19 protein-coding genes are annotated in these 17,123 nt (G+C 67.5%); 4 read left to right on the forward strand and 15 right to left on the reverse strand.

The window, feature by feature from the left end; genetic code table 11:
* Position 1: 1 nt before the first annotated feature.
* The 14 genes from nuoK to BUQ68_RS04180 all read right to left on the reverse strand — a co-directional run bounded on the left by nuoK (position 2) and on the right by BUQ68_RS04180 (position 11,302).
* A complete protein-coding gene (nuoK, locus tag BUQ68_RS04115; RefSeq protein WP_075214651.1) occupies positions 2–310 on the reverse strand; it encodes an NADH-quinone oxidoreductase subunit NuoK in 309 nt (102 codons plus the stop codon).
* Positions 311–350: 40 nt separating this feature from the next.
* Positions 351–962: an NADH-quinone oxidoreductase subunit J gene (locus tag BUQ68_RS04120; protein ID WP_075214652.1), complete on the reverse strand. Its 612-nt coding sequence runs from the start codon at positions 960–962 to the stop codon at positions 351–353.
* A 275-nt stretch (positions 963–1,237) separates the two neighbouring features.
* Positions 1,238–1,726, reverse strand: a complete 489-nt coding sequence (gene nuoI, locus BUQ68_RS04125; RefSeq protein WP_075214653.1) for an NADH-quinone oxidoreductase subunit NuoI — start codon at positions 1,724–1,726, stop codon at positions 1,238–1,240.
* A gap of 109 nt (positions 1,727–1,835) precedes the next feature.
* On the reverse strand, positions 1,836–2,075 hold the full coding sequence (locus BUQ68_RS04130) for a hypothetical protein (RefSeq protein WP_075214654.1): 240 nt from the start codon (positions 2,073–2,075) through the stop codon (positions 1,836–1,838).
* A gap of 1 nt (position 2,076) precedes the next feature.
* On the reverse strand, positions 2,077–3,126 hold the full coding sequence (nuoH, locus tag BUQ68_RS04135; protein WP_075214655.1) for an NADH-quinone oxidoreductase subunit NuoH: 1,050 nt from the start codon (positions 3,124–3,126) through the stop codon (positions 2,077–2,079).
* Positions 3,127–3,139: 13 nt separating this feature from the next.
* Positions 3,140–5,239, reverse strand: a complete 2,100-nt coding sequence (gene nuoG, locus BUQ68_RS04140) for an NADH-quinone oxidoreductase subunit NuoG (RefSeq protein WP_075214656.1) — start codon at positions 5,237–5,239, stop codon at positions 3,140–3,142.
* The gene (locus BUQ68_RS04145) at positions 5,239–5,574 is read right to left on the reverse strand and encodes a pentapeptide repeat-containing protein (RefSeq protein ID WP_075214657.1); all 336 of its coding nucleotides are present in this window, start codon (positions 5,572–5,574) and stop codon (positions 5,239–5,241) included. The genes nuoG and BUQ68_RS04145 overlap by 1 nt, the downstream gene beginning before the upstream one ends.
* Before the next feature lie 5 nt (positions 5,575–5,579).
* Complete coding sequence (gene nuoF / locus BUQ68_RS04150; protein ID WP_075214658.1) at positions 5,580–6,869, reverse strand: NADH-quinone oxidoreductase subunit NuoF; 1,290 nt, start codon at positions 6,867–6,869, stop codon at positions 5,580–5,582.
* Between the two features lie 51 nt (positions 6,870–6,920).
* Complete coding sequence (gene nuoE, locus BUQ68_RS04155) at positions 6,921–7,973, reverse strand: NADH-quinone oxidoreductase subunit NuoE (RefSeq protein ID WP_075214659.1); 1,053 nt, start codon at positions 7,971–7,973, stop codon at positions 6,921–6,923.
* Positions 7,973–9,157, reverse strand: a complete 1,185-nt coding sequence (locus tag BUQ68_RS04160; RefSeq protein ID WP_075214660.1) for an NADH-quinone oxidoreductase subunit D — start codon at positions 9,155–9,157, stop codon at positions 7,973–7,975. Before BUQ68_RS04160 ends, nuoE begins: the two co-directional genes overlap by 1 nt.
* 45 nt (positions 9,158–9,202) lie before the next feature.
* Positions 9,203–9,595 (reverse strand): four helix bundle protein, encoded by a 393-nt coding sequence (locus BUQ68_RS04165; RefSeq protein ID WP_075214661.1) that lies wholly within the window; start codon positions 9,593–9,595, stop codon positions 9,203–9,205.
* Positions 9,596–9,634: 39 nt separating this feature from the next.
* Positions 9,635–10,240 carry an NADH-quinone oxidoreductase subunit C gene (locus tag BUQ68_RS04170; protein WP_075214662.1) on the reverse strand — a complete coding sequence of 202 codons (606 nt, stop codon included), beginning with the start codon at positions 10,238–10,240 and terminating at the stop codon, positions 9,635–9,637.
* Positions 10,241–10,367: 127 nt separating this feature from the next.
* The gene (locus BUQ68_RS04175) at positions 10,368–10,946 is read right to left on the reverse strand and encodes a NuoB/complex I 20 kDa subunit family protein (RefSeq protein ID WP_075214663.1); all 579 of its coding nucleotides are present in this window, start codon (positions 10,944–10,946) and stop codon (positions 10,368–10,370) included.
* Complete coding sequence (locus tag BUQ68_RS04180) at positions 10,937–11,302, reverse strand: NADH-quinone oxidoreductase subunit A (RefSeq protein WP_075214664.1); 366 nt, start codon at positions 11,300–11,302, stop codon at positions 10,937–10,939. Before BUQ68_RS04180 ends, BUQ68_RS04175 begins: the two co-directional genes overlap by 10 nt.
* A 467-nt stretch (positions 11,303–11,769) precedes the next feature.
* Between BUQ68_RS04180 and BUQ68_RS04185 the strand changes: the two genes are divergently transcribed.
* The 4 genes from BUQ68_RS04185 (at position 11,770) to BUQ68_RS04200 (ending at position 15,990) form a co-directional block, all read left to right on the forward strand.
* Positions 11,770–12,996 (forward strand): threonine ammonia-lyase, encoded by a 1,227-nt coding sequence (locus tag BUQ68_RS04185; RefSeq protein WP_075214665.1) that lies wholly within the window; start codon positions 11,770–11,772, stop codon positions 12,994–12,996.
* A gap of 87 nt (positions 12,997–13,083) precedes the next feature.
* Positions 13,084–13,566: an RDD family protein gene (locus BUQ68_RS04190; protein ID WP_075214666.1), complete on the forward strand. Its 483-nt coding sequence runs from the start codon at positions 13,084–13,086 to the stop codon at positions 13,564–13,566.
* Positions 13,567–13,663: 97 nt separating this feature from the next.
* Positions 13,664–14,410: an arginyltransferase gene (locus BUQ68_RS04195; protein WP_075214667.1), complete on the forward strand. Its 747-nt coding sequence runs from the start codon at positions 13,664–13,666 to the stop codon at positions 14,408–14,410.
* 230 nt (positions 14,411–14,640) lie between these two features.
* Positions 14,641–15,990: an MFS transporter gene (locus tag BUQ68_RS04200; RefSeq protein WP_075214668.1), complete on the forward strand. Its 1,350-nt coding sequence runs from the start codon at positions 14,641–14,643 to the stop codon at positions 15,988–15,990.
* On the opposite strand, the gene BUQ68_RS04205 is transcribed toward BUQ68_RS04200, so the two are convergent.
* The gene (locus tag BUQ68_RS04205; RefSeq protein WP_075214669.1) at positions 15,974–16,747 is read right to left on the reverse strand and encodes an SDR family NAD(P)-dependent oxidoreductase; all 774 of its coding nucleotides are present in this window, start codon (positions 16,745–16,747) and stop codon (positions 15,974–15,976) included. The genes BUQ68_RS04200 and BUQ68_RS04205 overlap by 17 nt on opposite strands.
* Positions 16,748–17,123: the final 376 nt, after the last annotated feature.

Raw genomic sequence — 17,123 nt, forward strand, 5'->3', positions numbered from 1 at the left:
CTCAGCCCTTCATCATGTTGATGTCTTCCACCGCGATCGTGCCGCGGTTGCGGAAGAAGACCACCAGGATGGCAAGGCCGATGGCGGCTTCGGCGGCGGCGACCGTCAGCACGAAGAGCGCGAAGATCTGGCCGACAAGGTCGTTGAGGTGGGCCGAGAAGGCCACCAGGTTGAGGTTGACCGCCAGGAGGATCAGCTCGACCGACATCAGGATGACGATGACGTTCTTCCGGTTGAGGAAGATGCCGAGGATCCCGAGCGTGAACAGGATCGCCGCGACCGAGAGGTAGTGGGAGAGACCGATGACCATGGGCGGTGCCTTGTGGTTGATCGTGTTCGGGCGGGGCGGATCAGAGCCCGCGGCCCGACTCGACCTTCTTGATTTCCATGGAGGTGGCGCGGGTGCGGGCGACCTGGACGTTGATGTCCTGGCGCTTCACGTTGGCCTTGTGGCGCAGCGTCAGCACGATGGCGCCAACCATCGCGACGAGCAGCACCATGGCGGCCGCCTGGAAGAAGTAGACGTAGCGGGTGTAGAGCAGCCGCCCGATCGCCTCGATGTTGGAGACCTCGTTCATGTCCGGAATGGGCGCCGCCGTGGCGCCGCCGACGTTCGGCGCGATCACCCAGGCACCGACCACGAACAGGAGCTCGGCGAGGAAAATGACGCCGATCAGCATGCCCACCGGCAGGTATTGCAGGAAGCCCTGGCGCAGCTCCGCGAAGTCCACGTCGAGCATCATCACGACGAAGAGGAAGAGCACCGCCACCGCGCCCACGTAGACCACGATGAGGATGAGGGCGAGGAATTCCGCCCCCGCCAGCATGAAGAGGCCCGCCGCGTTGACGAAGGCGAGGATCAGGAACAGCACGGAATGCACCGGGTTCCTGGCCGAGATCACCATCACGGCGGATGCGATCGTGATCGCGGCGAAGAGGTAGAAGAAGAAGGCTTCGATCATCGTCCCGTCCCGGCCCCCGTGGCGACGCCGGAGGGCATCCGCCTGGTGTTCGTCTTGTCTTCTCGTTCGAGGCGCCCAACCCGCATCGGCGGTGGTTCACCCCTCACCCTACCCTCTCCCACAAGGGGAGAGGGGGCGCCCGACCGTCGGGCGCCTCGCCTGTGACGCCGCAAGGCGCTCTCCCGAACTGCGCCGGGCCCCCTCTCCCCTTGTGGGAGAGGGTTGGGGAGAGGGGAAGGACCCGCGACCTCGGCCGCCCGTCCGCCCCCCTCCCCTCACCGATACGGCGCGTCTTCCCGCATGTTGCGGGCGATCTCGCGTTCCCAGCGGTCGCCGTTCGCGAGCAGGCGCTCCTTGTTGTAGTAGAGCTCCTCGCGCGTCTCGGTGGCGAACTCGAAGTTCGGCCCTTCCACGATGGCGTCCACCGGGCAGGCTTCCTGGCAGAAGCCGCAGTAGATGCACTTCACCATGTCGATGTCGTAACGCGTCGTGCGGCGGGTGCCGTCGTTGCGGCGCGGACCGGCCTCGATGGTGATGGCCTGGGCGGGGCAGACGGCCTCGCACAGCTTGCAGGCGATGCAGCGTTCCTCGCCGTTCGGATAGCGGCGGAGCGCGTGCTCGCCGCGAAAGCGCGGCGAGGTCGGGTTCTTCTCGAACGGGTAGTTGATGGTCGGCTTCGGCTTGAAGAAGTAGCGCATGGCCAGGAAGAACCCGGACACGAACTCCTTCAGGAGCAGAGAGCGCGCAACGGCGTCGATGGCCATCGGTTCGTCCTTGTGTTGTCCTTGCGGTCGCCGCATCGGGCGCCCGCGGTTCCGATTTTCATTCGGGATCTGCTTTCGCAGCTCCCTTCGTCCCTTGAGCCCGCGTTCCTCAGGGCCCGCCGGCGCCGATGCCGGACACCGACACGCCCAGCCACCAGCCGAGGCCGGCGAACACGAGGGCGTTCACCAGGAACACGCCCCGCATCACGAGGTCCATCCGCTTCGGGTCCGGCGGCGTTCCCATCCGGTCGATGGTGCGACGGACGAGAGCGGCGATGACCGCGAAATCCAGAATGCCGACCCCGAGACCGACGGCGGCGCCGATGACCCCGGAGAGCGGCAGGTCCATGTCAGCTCCCCGCCCAGCCGGTGAGCTGCAGCACGCCGGCCACGATCACGACCATCGCCAGCGAGATCGGCAGGAAGACCTTCCAGCCGAGCCGCATGAGCTGGTCGTAGCGGTAGCGGGGGACCATGGCCTTGGCCATAGCGATGAAGAAGAAGACGAGGCAGGTCTTCAGGGTGAACCAGATGACGCCCGGGATCCAGTTGAACGGCGGGATGTCCAGCGGCGGCAGCCAGCCGCCCATGAAGAGGATGGCGGTGAGTGCGCACATGGTGACGATCGCCACATACTCGCCGAGCATGAACATCATGTACGGGGTTGAGCCGTACTCCACCATGAAGCCCGCCACCAGCTCCGATTCCGCCTCGACCAGGTCGAAGGGCGGCCGGTTCGTCTCGGCGAGCGCCGAGATGAAGAAGATCACGAACATCGGGAAGAGCGGCAGCCAGTACCAGTTCAGGATCTCCAGGAAGGGCAGGCCGATCATGTCGGCAAGGCCTGTTTCCTGGCTCCGCACGATCTCGGTCATGTTGAGCGAGCCGGCGCAGAGGAGAACCGTGATGATGACGAAGCCGATCGACACCTCGTAGGAGACCATCTGCGCCGCCGAGCGGAGCGCCGACAGGAAGGGATACTTCGAGTTGGACGCCCACCCGCCGATGATGATGCCGTAGACCATCAGCGACGAGATGGCGAAGATGAAGAGGATGCCGATGTTGATGTCGGCCACCACCCAGCCGTCCGCCACGGGCACCACCGCCCAGGCGAGCAGCGCCAGGGTGCAGGTGACGAGCGGCGCGAGCAGGAAGAGGCTCTTCGACGCGCCGGATGGGATGACCGGCTCCTTGAGGACGAACTTGAGAAGGTCCGCGAACGACTGAAACAGGCCGAATGGCCCGACCACGTTGGGGCCGCGCCGGATCTGCACAGCCGCCCAGACCTTGCGGTCGGCGTAGAGCAGGTAGGCCACCAGCACCAGGAGCACCACCAGCAGAACGACGCTCTGCGCGGTGATGACGAGCACGGGCCAGAGGATGTCGGACCAGAAATTCATGGTGTTGTCGTCCTCACTCCGCCGCCGCGGCCTCGAGCGAACCCTTGGCGAGCGCCGAGCACTCGGCCATCACGGCCGAGGCGCGGGCGATCGGGTTCGTCAGGTAGAAGTCCTTTATGGTGGACGCGAAGGGCGTCCGGTCGAGCGCGCCGCCGATCGCCGCCAGTTTCGCCACGTCCTCCGGATCGGCCGGCTGGATGGTGTCGACGGCGGCCAGGTGCGGCGCTTCCGTATAAAGCTTGGCACGCAGTTGCGACAGGCTGTCGAACGGCAGGCGACGGCCGAGCACGTCGGAGAGCGCCCGGAGAATGGCCCAGTCCTCGCGCGCCTCGCCCGGCGGGAAGGTGGCGCGAGCGGTCATCTGCACGCGGCCTTCCGTGTTGACATAGGTGCCGGACTTCTCCGTGTAGGCGGCGCCCGGCAGGATCACGTCGGCCCGCTGGGCGCCCGCGTCGCCGTGGCTGCCGATGTAGACCACGAAGGCGTTGCCGAGGGCGGCCATGTCGATCTCGTCGGCACCGAGCAGGAAGACCACGTCGAGCGCGCCCTCCGCGGCCCCGGCGACGATTCCGGCCGTGTCGCGCCCGCCCGGACCCGGCACGAAGCCGACGTCGAGGGCCCCGACCCGGGCGGCGGCGGTGTGGAGCACGCCGAAGCCGTTCCAGCCGTCGGTGACCGCCCCGATCTCCACGGCGAGCTTGGCGGCGGCCGACAGGACGGCGAGTCCGTCCGGCCGGGCGATCGCCCCCTGCCCCACCAGCACCAGCGGCCGGCTGGCGCCGTTGAGCGCGTCCAGCGCATGGCCGTGCTGGCCGGCGAGTTCGGAGAGCGTCTCCGGACCGGCGCCGAGATAGGTGTACGGATAGGTGAGGTTCAGCGGCTCGCCGATGACGAAGATCGGCAGCTTGCCCATGCGCCAGCGCTTGCGGATGCGGGCGTTCAGCACCGCCGCCTCATGGCGCGGGTCGGAGCCGACGATCAGGATGGCGTCCGCCGCCTCGATCCCCTCGATGGTGGGGTTGAAGAGGTAGGTGGCGCGGCCGAGCGCCGGATCGAGCATGGTGCCGTCCTGGCGGGCGTCGAGGTGCGGCGAGCCGAGGCCGGCCATCAGCGCCTTGAGGGCGAAGAGTTCCTCCACCGAGGCGAGGTCGCCACCGAGCGCCGCGACGCGGTCCGCCGACGTTGCCGCCACCTTGGCCTTGATCGCCTGGAAGGCCTCGCCCCAGGAGGCCGGCTTCAGGCGCCCGCCGGTCTTCACATACGGGCGGTCGAGGCGCTGGGTCTTCAGGCCGTCCCAGATGAAGCGGGTCTTGTCCGAGATCCACTCCTCGTTCACCGCCTCGTTGAGGCGCGGCATGACGCGCATGACCTCGCGGCCGCGGGCGTCCACCCGGATGGCGGAGCCGACCGCGTCCATCACGTCGACCGACTCGGTCTTCGACAGCTCCCACGGCCGGGCCTGATAGGCATAGGGCTTGGAGGTGAGCGCGCCGACCGGGCAGAGGTCGATGACGTTGCCCTGGAGCTCGGACGACATCGCCTGCTCCAGATAGGTGGTGATCTCGGCGTCCTCGCCGCGGCCGATCAGGCCGAGGTCGGTGACGCCGGCAACCTCGGTGGTGAAGCGGACGCAGCGGGTGCAGTGGATGCACCGGGTCATGATCGTCTTGACCAGCGGGCCGATGTACTTGTCTTCCACCGCGCGTTTGTTCTCAGCGAAGCGGGACGAGTCCACGCCGTAGGCCATCGCCTGATCCTGCAGGTCGCACTCGCCGCCCTGGTCGCAGATCGGGCAATCGAGCGGATGGTTGATCAGCAGGAATTCCATGACGCCCTCGCGGGCCTTCTTCACCATCGGCGACTTGGTGAGCACCACGGGGGGCTCGCCGTTCGGGCCGGGGCGCAGGTCCTTGACCTGCATGGCGCAGGAGGCGGTGGGCTTCGGCGGGCCGCCCTTCACCTCCACGAGGCACATGCGGCAGTTGCCGGCGATGGACAGCCGTTCGTGGAAGCAGAAGCGCGGCACCTCGGCGCCGGCCTCTTCGCAGGCCTGCAGCAGGGTCGCTTCCGGAGCGACTTCGATTTCAACGCCGTCGACGATGAGCTTGGCCATCACTTCGCCTCTTGTGCCGCCTTGTAGGCCGCGATCATGTCCGTGACCGGGATGCCGTCGATGGTCATCCCGTCGAGCGCGGCGTCCTCGATGGAGGCGCCGGCGAGGTTCACTTGCGTCAGCCGGAGGCCGGAGAGGTTCGCGTCGCGCACCTTCAGCCCCGAGAGATTGCAGTCGTCCACCGTCCAGCCGGACATGTTCACGCCCTTGAAGCTGGCCCCGGCGAGATTCACGTCGTCAAAGCTCGTCCCGGATACGTTGACGTCGATGAAGATCGATCCGGAGAGATCGGCCTCGTTGACGTCCAACCGGTGCTTGGCCTTGACGATCTTCATCGGTTTCACTCCGCCGCCACCTTGTGGGCGCTCGCGTAGGACGCGATGCGCTGCTCGATCACCGGGCGGAAGTTCTTGATGAGGCCCTGGATCGGCCACGCGGCGGCGTCGCCGAGCGCGCAGATCGTGTGGCCTTCCACCTGCTTGGTGACCTGGAAGAGCATGTCGATCTCCTCCGGGCGGGCCTGACCCTTCACGAGGCGCTCCATCACGCGCCACATCCAGCCGGTGCCCTCGCGGCAGGGCGTGCACTGGCCGCAGCTCTCGTGCTTGTAGAAGTAGGAGAGCCGGGCGATTGCCTTGATGATGTCGGTGGACTTGTCCATGACGATCACCGCCGCGGTGCCGAGACCGGAGCCGAGGTTGCGCAGGCTGTCGAAGTCCATCGGCACGTCGATGATGTTCTCCGCCGTCACGCAGGGCACCGACGAGCCGCCGGGGATGACGGCGAGCAGGTTGTCCCAGCCGCCGCGGATGCCGCCGCAGTGCCTGTCGATCATCTCGCGGAAGGGCACGCCGAGCTCCTCCTCGAAGGTCGCCGGCTTGTTGACGTGGCCGGAGACGCAGAAGAGCTTGGTGCCGGTGTTGTTCGGCCGGCCGAGGCCGGCGAACCAGGCGCCGCCGCGACGCAGGATCGTCGGCGCGACGGCGATCGATTCCACGTTGTTCACCGTGGTCGGGCAGCCGTAGAGACCGACGTTCGCCGGGAAGGGCGGCTTCAGGCGCGGCTGGCCCTTCTTGCCCTCCAGGCTTTCGAGAAGCGCCGTCTCCTCGCCGCAGATGTAGGCGCCGGCGCCGTGGTGGACGTAGAGGTCGAAGTCCCAGCCGGAGCCGCAGGCGTTCGCCCCGAGGAGGCCGGCGTCATAGGCCTGGTCGATGGCCGCCTGCAGGTGCTCGCGCTCGCGGATGAACTCGCCGCGCACGTAGATGTAGCCGGCGTGGGCGCCCATGGCGAAGCCGGCGATCAGGCAGCCCTCCACCAGATGGTGCGGGTCGTGGCGCAGGATCTCCCGGTCCTTGCAGGTGCCGGGCTCCGACTCGTCGGCGTTGACGACGAGGTAGTGCGGCCGGCCGTCCGACTGCTTGGGCATGAAGGACCACTTCAGGCCGGTCGGGAAGCCGGCGCCGCCGCGGCCGCGCAGGCCCGACGCCTTCATCTCGTTGATGATCCAATCCCGGCCCTTGGCGAGGATGTCCTTCGTGCCGTCCCATTGGCCGCGTTTCAGCGCACCCTGCAGCCCCCAGTCGTGGCGGCCGTAGATGTTCGTGAAGATGCGGTCCTTGTCCTGCAGCATCGTTCGTGCTCCTCGCGACCCGAGATCAGATCCCCGTCAGCGAAATTTCATTCAAACCGGCTTGTCGCCGTCCTTGTCGGATGGGCGCCAGCCGGTGGCCAGCTTGGCGGACTGTTCGATCCACTTGTCGCGGACCGCCCGGCCCCGGAAGGCGCCGAGGTGCTGGTCCACCCACTTGAGGTTCATCTCGGTCCAGTCGGCGATCTGGTCGAAGTGCCAGACCCCCATGTCGTGCAGCATGGCCTCCAGCTTGGGACCGACGCCCCAGATCAGCTTGAGGTCGTCCGCCGCGCGGCCCTCGCGCGGACCGGCCAGCATGACCGGCTTGAAGTCGTCCGACACGTCCGCCTCGGCGGGGGCCGGAGCCGGTACAACCGGAGCAGGCGCCGGGGCTGCCGCCACGGGCGCCGGAGCCGGAGCCGGAGCGGCGGGCGCCGGAGCGGGCGCCACGGCCACCTCGGCCTCGTACATCCGGTACTTGCCGATTACCGACCCGTCGAAGAGAGACGGATCCGTCAGCGTCGTCTCGCCACCCTCGGCGGCGGCGTACTGGCGGCCGTTCTGCGGGCCCGGCGGCGGCGGGTTGCCACTGGCGAAGCCGTCGATGAGAGCGCCGAGGCTCTCCGGCGTCAGGTCTTCATAGGTGTCCTTGAAGATCTGCACCATCGGGGCATTCACGCAGGCGCCAAGGCATTCCACCTCCTCCCACGAGAAGGCGCCGTCGGCCGAGACCTCGAACGGGTGCGCGGCAATGCGGCTCTTGCAGACCTTGACCAGATCCTCGGCCCCGCGCAGCTGGCACGGCGTCGTCCCGCACACCTGGATGTGCGCCTTCCGGCCGACCGGCTGCAGCAGGAACATGGTGTAGAAGGTCGCGACCTCCAGCACCCGGATGAAGGCCATGCCGAGCTGTTCGGCGATCGATTCGATCGCCGGCTTGGTGACCCAACCCTCCTGCTCCTGCGCCCGCCAGAGCAGCGGGATCACCGCCGAGGCCTGCCGGCCCGGCGGATAGCGCCGGATCACCGTCTCGGCCCAGGCGGCGTTCTCGGCCGACCAGGCGAAGGACGGCGGCTGTTCATGGTGCAGACGACGAACGGCCATCAGCGGTCGACCTCTCCGAACACGATGTCCAGCGACCCGAGCACCGCCGACACGTCGGCGAGCTGGTGGCCGCGGCACAGGTAATCCATGGCCTGCAGATGCGCGAACCCGGGCGCGCGAATCTTGCAGCGGTAGGGCTTGTTGGAGCCGTCAGCGACCAGATAGACGCCGAACTCGCCCTTGGGGGCCTCGACGGCGGCATAGATGTCGCCCTCGGGCACGTGGAAGCCCTCGGTGTAGAGCTTGAAGTGATGGATGAGCGCCTCCATGGAGCGCTTCATCTCGGACCGCTTCGGCGGCGCCACCTTGCCGTCGGTGGAGACCACCGGGCCCTTTTCCACCCGCAGGCGCTCGATGCACTGCTTCATGATGCGCACCGACTGGCGCATCTCTTCCATGCGGATGTGGTAGCGGTCGTAGCAGTCGCCGTTCTTGCCGATCGGGATGTCGAAGTCGAGCTCCGCGTAGCACTCGTAGGGCTGGCTCTTGCGGAGATCCCAGGCGGCGCCCGAGCCGCGCACCATCACGCCCGAGAAGCCCCACGCCCAGCAGTCGTCCAGAGACACGACGCCGATGTCCACGTTGCGCTGCTTGAAGATGCGGTTCTCCGACAGGAGGTCGTCGAGGTCCTGCACGGTCTGCAGGAAGGGGTCGCACCAGTCCCAGATGTCCTCGATCAGCTGTGCCGGCAGGTCCTGATGGACGCCGCCCGGCCGGAAATAGGCCGCGTGCATGCGGCTGCCGGACGCGCGCTCATAGAAGACCATGAGCTTCTCGCGCTCCTCGAAGCCCCAGAGCGGCGGCGTCAGGGCGCCCACGTCCATCGCCTGGGTGGTGACGTTGAGGAGGTGCGACAGGATCCGGCCGATCTCCGCGTAGAGCACCCGAATTAGCTGGCCGCGGCGGGGAACTTCGATGCCCGCCAGCCGTTCGATCGCCAGACAGAAGGCATGTTCCTGGTTCATCGGCGCCACGTAGTCGAGGCGGTCGAAGTACGGAATGGCCTGCAGATAGGTCTTGACCTCGATCAGCTTCTCGGTGCCCCGGTGCAGGAGCCCGATGTGCGGATCGACCCGTTCGACAACCTCGCCATCGAGCTCGAGCACGAGGCGGAGAACCCCGTGCGCGGCCGGATGCTGCGGGCCGAAGTTGATGTTGAAGTTGCGGACTTCAGCTTCTGGCATGGGCTTCGCCTTCAGGCAGTAGGCAGTAGGCAGTAGGCAGTAGGATCATCGCCGCGGCTCCGTCGACTTCGACTGGACCGACCGGATCAACGATCGGAGCATGCGCCCGATCTGATCGGCGTTGTTCAACATGCGTTCCACTGTTTCCGTGCCCAGCAGGCCGACACGGCCTGCGAGAATGATGTGAGTTTCGAGTTCCTTCAGCGACCCCTGCGCGATCCTCAAATGATTGACGTAGCTGCCGGCGCTGTCGCGTCCGTAGCCCTCGGCGACGTTGGCGGGAACGGACGAGGAGGCACGACGGATCTGCGAAACGAGCCCGAACAGCTCGTCGCGGGGAAACAGCTTTGTCGCCTTGTGACAATCGACGGCCAAATCCATAGCTGCGTTCCAAACCTTCAGATCCCGGTAGGACTGGATGCTCTCGTCGCCGGACATCCCGCGGGTCCTACTGCCTACTGCCTATTCCCTACTGCCTCAGTTCGTCTTCGCCTTCTCATCCCCCGGCAGCACATATTCCGTCCCCTCCCAGGGGGACAGGAAGTCGAAGTTGCGGAATTCCTGGTTGAGGCGAACCGGTTCGTAGACCACGCGCTTCTGCTCGTCGTCGTAGCGGACCTCGACGAAGCCGGTGAGCGGGAAGTCCTTGCGGAGCGGGTAGCCGTCGAAGCCGTAGTCGGTGAGGATACGCCGGAGTTCCGGGTGATCGGAGAAGAGGATGCCGTAGAGGTCGTAGGCCTCGCGCTCGAACCAGTCGGCGCCGACGAAGACCGCGCAGGCGCTCGGCACCGGGGTCGTCTCGTCGGTCTGCACCTTGAGGCGGATGCGGGCGTTCAGCGTCGGCGACAGCAGGTGGTAGACCACGTCGAAGCGCTTCTCGCGGGCCGGATAGTCGACGCCGCAGATGTCCACGAAGCTGATGAAGGCGAGCTTCGGATCGTCGCGCAGGACCGTCAGCACCGCCACGATGTCGTCCGCCGCCACGTGGACGGTCAGATCGCCGAACGCGATCTCGTGCGCGAGCGACACGCCCGGCAGCGCCGCCTTCAGCGTTTCAGCGATTTCCTGCAAGGCTACGGTCATCGTCTCGATGCCTCGGTTCCCCGGCGCGGGCGCCGTCCCTGAAGTGTCTTGGTGCCGGACGGGCGGAACGCCGTCCGTCCGGATGGCGGGGGCGCCGGCGCGAGGAGCGCCGGTCGCCGCCCGTGGGTCAGCGTTCGATCGTGCCGGTGCGGCGGATCTTCTTCTGCAGGAGGAGGACGCCGTAGAGCAGCGCCTCCGCCGTCGGCGGGCAGCCGGGGACGTAGATGTCCACCGGGACCACGCGGTCGCAGCCGCGCACCACCGAGTAGCTGTAGTGGTAGTAGCCGCCGCCGTTGGCGCACGATCCCATGGAGATGACGTAGCGCGGCGCGGGCATCTGGTCGTAGACCTTGCGCAGCGCCGGCGCCATCTTGTTGGTGAGCGTGCCGGCGACGATCATCACGTCCGACTGGCGCGGCGAGGCGCGCGGCGCGAAGCCGAACCGCTCGGCGTCGTAGCGCGGCATGGACATCTGCATCATCTCGACCGCGCAGCAGGCGAGGCCGAACGTCATCCACATCAGCGAACCCGTGCGCGCCCAGGTGATCAGGTCGTCGGTCGCCGTGACGAGGAAGCCCTTGTCGGCGAGTTCGGCGTTGACCTCCTGGAAGAACGGGTCGTTTTCACCGGCCGGCCGGCCGGTGTTCGGATCGACAATACCCTTCGGAGCGGGGGCGACGAGCGGCTCTTGACCGATCAATCCCATTCCAAGGCTCCCTTCTTCCATTCATAGATGAAGCCGATGGTGAGCACGCCGAGAAACACCATCATCGACCAGAATCCGAACACCCCGACGTCGTTGAAGGCGACAGCCCAGGGGAACAGGAAGGCGACTTCCAGGTCGAAGATGATGAAGAGGATCGACACCAGATAGAACCGGACGTCGAACTTCATGCGTGCGTCATCGAACGCGTTGAAGCCGCATTCATAGGCCGAGAGTTTTTCGGGGTCCGGGCTCTTGAACGCCAGGATGAACGGCGAAACGAGCAGCGCGAGGCCTATGAAGAGCGATACCCCGAGGAAGATGATGATCGGAAGGTAGTCTCTCAAGAGCTCTTGCATGGCGACCCCATTCGTCGGACCGGACAGTCCATCGGGGGTCGCCACCGTCTCGCCCCATCTCCCGACCATCGTTCCGCCTGTCATCTAGCGGACGAAGGTAAAGGATCAACGGACGACGTGCGGCCCTCGCATCCCGACCGATGGACCATCAAAACATCATACGCATTGTGAGCATATGACACGGTGACGGCGGTCGGGACTCGTGCATTCCGGTCACGGAACCGAGGGCACGGTTAGCCCACCCGGCGCCCTTTCGCAAGTGCGTTCGGACCCGGAGCCGCTCATATTTAAAGTGCAGTCGCACAAGGCTTTTCGCCCGTCGCTACGCATTGTGTTTTTCAATCGATTAGGCGCGGCCATAAGCGTGCGAAAGCATGGGTTTGGGCGGGGCGGAGCGGCCCGTCGCGTGCGCTTGCCGCGCGACGGTGCTATGGCAGGACCGAACCCGTCCGGAGCGTCTTGCACTCATGTCACAGCCGATCGTCCGCCCGACCCTTGCCGACATTCGCGCCGCCGAGGCCGTGCTTCGCAGCCACGTGATGCGGACGCCCTTCCTGCCGGCGCCGCGGCTGTCCAGCCTCACCGGCGCGGACGTCAAGGTGAAGTACGAGAACCTGCAGGTGACCGCCGCTTTTAAGGAACGGGGCGCGCTGGTCAAGCTCTCCACCCTGTCCGATGCCGAGCGGGCGCGCGGGGTGATCGCCATGTCGGCGGGCAATCATGCGCAGGCGGTCGCCTACCACGCCACCCGGCTCGGCATCGCCTCCACGATCGTCATGCCGGTGACGACGCCGCACGTGAAGGTGGCGGCGACGGAGGCGTTCGGCGCCACCGTGGTGCTGGAGGGCGAGACGGTGGCCGAAGCCCAGGAGGCGGCGGAGCGGATCGCCGCCGAGCGCGGCCACGTGATGGTGCACCCGTTCGACGATCCGGACGTGATCCGCGGCCAGGGCACCATCGCGCTGGAGATGCTGGACGACGATCCGGGCCTCGACACGCTGGTGGTGCCGATCGGCGGCGGCGGGCTGATCTCCGGAATTGCGATTGCCGCCAAGGGTTTGAAGCCGGAGATCGAGATCGTCGGGGCGGAGACGCGGCTCTATCCGTCCATGTGGGCGGCGGTGCGCGGCGAGACCGCGGCTTGCGGCGGCGCGACCCTTGCCGAGGGCATCGCGGTGAAGAGCGCCGGCCGGCTGACGCTGCCGATCGTGCGCGACCTCGTTTCGACCATCGTGCTCGTGGACGAGACCCACCTGGAGCGGGCGGTGAACGCCTATGCGACGCTGCAGAAGACCATGGCCGAGGGCGCCGGGGCGGCGGGGCTGGCGGCCATGCTGGCGGAGCCGGACCTCTTCCGCGGCAAGCGGGTGGGCCTCGTTCTGTGCGGCGGCAACATCGACCCGCGCATTCTCGCCTCCATCATGATGCGGGAGTTGGCGCGGGAGGAGCGTATCATCGCAATAAGACTGGCGATTCCCGATCGGCCGGGGACGCTCGGCGACATCTCCACCCTGATCGGTGACTTCGGCGGCAACATCCTGGAGGTCTCGCACAAGCGGACGGTGCTGGACATTCCGGCCAAGGGCGCGACCCTGGACATCACGCTGGAGGCCCGGGATGCCGGGCATGCGGAGCGGATCTGCGAAGGGCTGCGGGCGCGCGGCTACGGGGTGGCGCGGCGCAATCCGGAGTGAGCGGGCGGGCGCGCGACGTTATCGACGGCGAAGTATTGTGAAGGCCCGGACGCCCACCTACATCAGGTCCAACAAAGGAGACCCACGATGAGCGACCCGCATTCGGTGCCCGTTTCAGGTTACAGGCCGGACGTGATGACCGATGTCGCGCTTTACGACGGCATTCGGACCAAGCGCGTGATGGCCTTCCTGTTCGATGCCGTGCTGATCGCGCTGTTGACCGTGGCGGCGAGCTTCGTCGTGCTGGTTCTCGGCGTCTTCACCCTAGGCCTCGGCTGGCTTCTCTTTCCGCTGCTCTGGCCCTTCCTCGCCCTCATCTACTGCGCCTTCACCCTCGGCGGCTCCACCTCGGCCACCCCGGGCATGCGCGCCTTCGGGCTGGAGATGCGGCAGTTGAACGGGCAGCGGATGACGCCGGTGCTGGCGGCCATCCACGCGGTGCTCTTCTACGCCTCGGTGTCGCTGCTGACGCCGTTCGTGGTGCTGTTCTCGCTGATTGCCGACCGCAAGCGCCTGCTGCACGACATCGTGCTCGGCACGGTTGTCATCAATAGGACCGGTCGCATTTGATCGCGCGGGAACGGTCGGTCACGTTCGACGGTTCCGTCTCGCCTCGCACGGGTTTCCGTGCGAGGATTGCCGATCGTTCCCTTTCGCACGACGCGACATGACGCATCATCCGACGGACGCGCCTCAGTTTTTTCTGACGGCACCCTCGCCCTGCCCCTATCTCGCCGGTCGGTTCGAGCGGAAGGTGTTTACGCATCTGGTGGGTGATCGCGCGCCGGCGCTGAACGACATCCTGAGCCAGGGCGGGTTCCGGCGGAGCCAGAACATCGCCTATCGGCCCGCCTGCGAGACCTGCCGGGCCTGCGTCTCCGTCCGCATCTGCGTCGACGGCTTCAGCCCGAACAAGTCTTTCCGCCGCACGATGAAGACGAACGAGGACGTGATCGGCGCGGAACTGCCGCCATCCCCCACGTCCGAGCAGTATTCGCTGTTCCGTCACTACCTGGACAGCCGTCACGCCGACGGCGGCATGGTCGACATGACCATGCTGGACTATGCCATGATGGTCGAAGACACGCATGTGGAGACCATGCTGGTGGAATACCGGCGGCGGGGACCGGACAGTTTTCTGACCGGCCGCGGCGCCGGCCCGCTGCTCGCCGTCGGCCTCACCGACGTACTCGCCGACGGGCTCTCCATGGTCTACTCCTTCTACGACCCCGAGGCGGCCTGGAGAGGGCTCGGTACCCTCATGATTCTGGACCATATTCGCCGGGCGAAGGCGCGCGGATTGCCTTACGTCTATCTCGGCTACTGGGTGAAGGGGTCGCCGAAGATGGACTACAAGATCCGCTTCAAGCCGCAGGAGCACCTGATGCCGCGGGGCTGGGAGCGGGTCGATTGAGGTCCGCTGAACAACCGTTGATTGCTGCGGCTGGTGGCGAAGGGGAGCATCCTGTCGCCCGATGTTGCGCCTTTGTCGCTGCTTGGTAGCGGTTTGTAGCGCCTTGTAGCCCTGCATTGGTGGCCGATGGAGCCGCATGTTGCTCTCCGGCGTGGCAAACGGTGCGGCGTGTGCCTGTGGTTGCCGCTTCGGCCCTGTGATCCGGCCGGCGGCTCGGGCGTAAGCGTGACATGAGTGCTCCCGCGACCGCCGCCCTCCCCCTCCCGCGCCTCCTCGCCTATGCGCTGCCGGCGCTGCCGCTGGCGGTGCTGACCCTGCCGTTCGCCATCGTGGTGCCCAACCACTATGCGGCCGTGCTCGGCCTCTCCCTCGCCCAGGTCGGGCAGGTGCTGCTGCTGGTGCGGCTGGTGGATGCCATCTCCGACCCGGTGGTGGGCATCCTCGCCGATCGGGTGCGGTTCGGATGGGGGCGGCGGCGGGGGTGGTTCGCGCTGTCGCTGCCGGTGACGGTGGCGGCGACCTGGCTGGTGTTCGTGCCGCCGGCGGACGCGGGCCTGCTCTGGCTGTTCGCGTTCGGCTCGCTGCTCTCGATCGGCATGACGCTCAGCCTCATTCCCTATTGGGCCTGGGGGGCGGAGCTGGCGACGACCTATGCGGAGCGCAACCGGATCAGCGCCGTCCGGGAGGCCGCGGTGGTGTTCGGCACCCTGATCGCCACCGCCACCCCGGCCGTGACCCAGGCGCTCGGCTGGGGCGGACCGGCGGAGGCGCTCCTGGTGCTGGCGCTGTTCGTCGCCATCCTCTTGCCGGTGACGGGGGCGCTGGCGCTCGCGGCGGTGCCGGAGCCGAAGGACTATTCGGCCGGCCGGCTTCAGCTGCGCGACGGCCTCCGGCACCTGTCGCGGAACAAGCCCTTCCTGGTGCTCCTCGCCGCCTATCTGCTGAACGGACTGGCGAACGGCCTGCCGGCGACCCTCTTCCTCTTTTTCGTCGGGCAGGTGCTGCAAGCGCCGGAACAGGCGGGGCTGGTGCTCTTCGTCTATTTCCTCTCCGGCGTCGCCGGCGTGCCGCTGTGGCTGGCGGTCGCCCGGCGGATCGGCAAGCACCGGGCCTGGTGCGTGGCGATGATCGGCGCTTCGGCGGTGTTCGCCCTGGTGCCGCTGCTCGGACCCGGCGACGTCGGGCTCTTCCTCGGCGTCTGCGTGCTCACCGGGATCGCCCTTGGCGCCGACCTGGTGCTGCCGGCCTCCATCCAGGCGGACGTGGTGGACGTGGACACCGCCGAAAGCGGGGAGCAGCGCACCGGCACCTATGTGGCAGCCTGGGGGCTCGCCACCAAGGCGGCGCTGGCGCTGGCCGTGGGGATCTCCTTCCCCATCCTCAACGCGGCCGGCTTCGACGCCACCGGCGAGACGACGACCGCCGCTGGCCTGCAGGCGCTCGCGCTTCTCTACGCGGCGGTGCCGGTGCTGATGAAGGCGGCGGCCATCTGGCTGATGTGGGGCTTTCCGCTCGATGCGGCCGGGCAGGCGGACCTTCGCCGCCGGATCGAGGCGGCGGCGCTCAGCGCCAACCGGTAGCCCGCTTCACGAGCGGGAAGTAGAGCCCGTAGGGCAGGATGCGCAGGAGCTTCAGGATGGTGGTGAAGCGGCGCGGGAAGGTGATCTCGAACGCAGACCGCTTCAGGCCCTTCACGATCCGCTCCGCCGCGACCTCCACGCTGATGAGGAAGGGCATGGGAAACGGATTGCTCTTCGTGGCCGGCGTGTCGACGAAGCCGGGGCTGACCACTTGCACCAGGATTCCAAGGCGGTCGAGGTCGAACTTCAAGCTTTCGCATAGATTAAAGAGCGCCGCCTTGGTGGCCCCGTAGGCGGCCGAGGTGGGCAGGCCGGTGTAGCCGGCCACCGACGACACCACGGCGATCTGGCCCGACCGGCGGGCCTTCATGGCGTCGATCAGCGGCACGAGGGCCGCCACCGTGCCGGTGAGGTTCACGTCGATGGACCGGCGGAACGGCTCCAGGGTGAGGTCCTCGCCGCGCACCGGAAGGTAGATGCCGGCGTTGAGGACGGCGAGCGCGATCGGCCCGTGCGCCGCCTCGATGTGGGCGACGGCGGCGGCAACCGCGTCGGCGTCGGCCATGTCGAGGGGTACGGGGATGATCTTGCCGGAGTGCTCCGCGGCAAGGCTGGCAAGCGCGTCCGCGCCCCGCGCCGACACCACGACCCGCCATCCCTCCCCCGCCAGCTTCGCCGCCACCACCCGCCCGATGCCGCTCGACGCCCCGGTGACCCATGCGATGCCGTCGGCGGGGGATTGGGGGCGCGGGGGCATGGGGAGGGTTCCTTTGGGGGGCTATGGGGGGGTGGGTGCTGTGGAGCTTACGGTGGAGGTGGGGGAGCGGTTCTGTGGGAGGTGGTCACGATCGCGTCGGGTGCGTGGGTGCGGGGGTCACTTGCCGGCGGGATCTGCAGGTTCGTTGATAGCGCCCCAACGTCATCCCGGCGAAAGTCGGGATCCAGCCGACGTGGGGGATTTGCCGACCGGCGCAGGGATGGACGGGACGGTTGGGCCCCGGCTTTCGCCGGGGTGACGGCTGGGGGGAAAGGGGGCGGCCGATTGGACGCGTCGCGATTGCCGGGGAAAAGGTGGTCGTGTTTGGCGCGACTTGGGCGTGCGTCTCCGCGCGCTGTCTGCTCGCGGCGCGCCG

This window comes from Mongoliimonas terrestris, assembly GCF_001927285.1.
GTDB classification, from domain to species: Bacteria; Pseudomonadota; Alphaproteobacteria; order Rhizobiales; family Pleomorphomonadaceae; genus Chthonobacter; species Chthonobacter terrestris.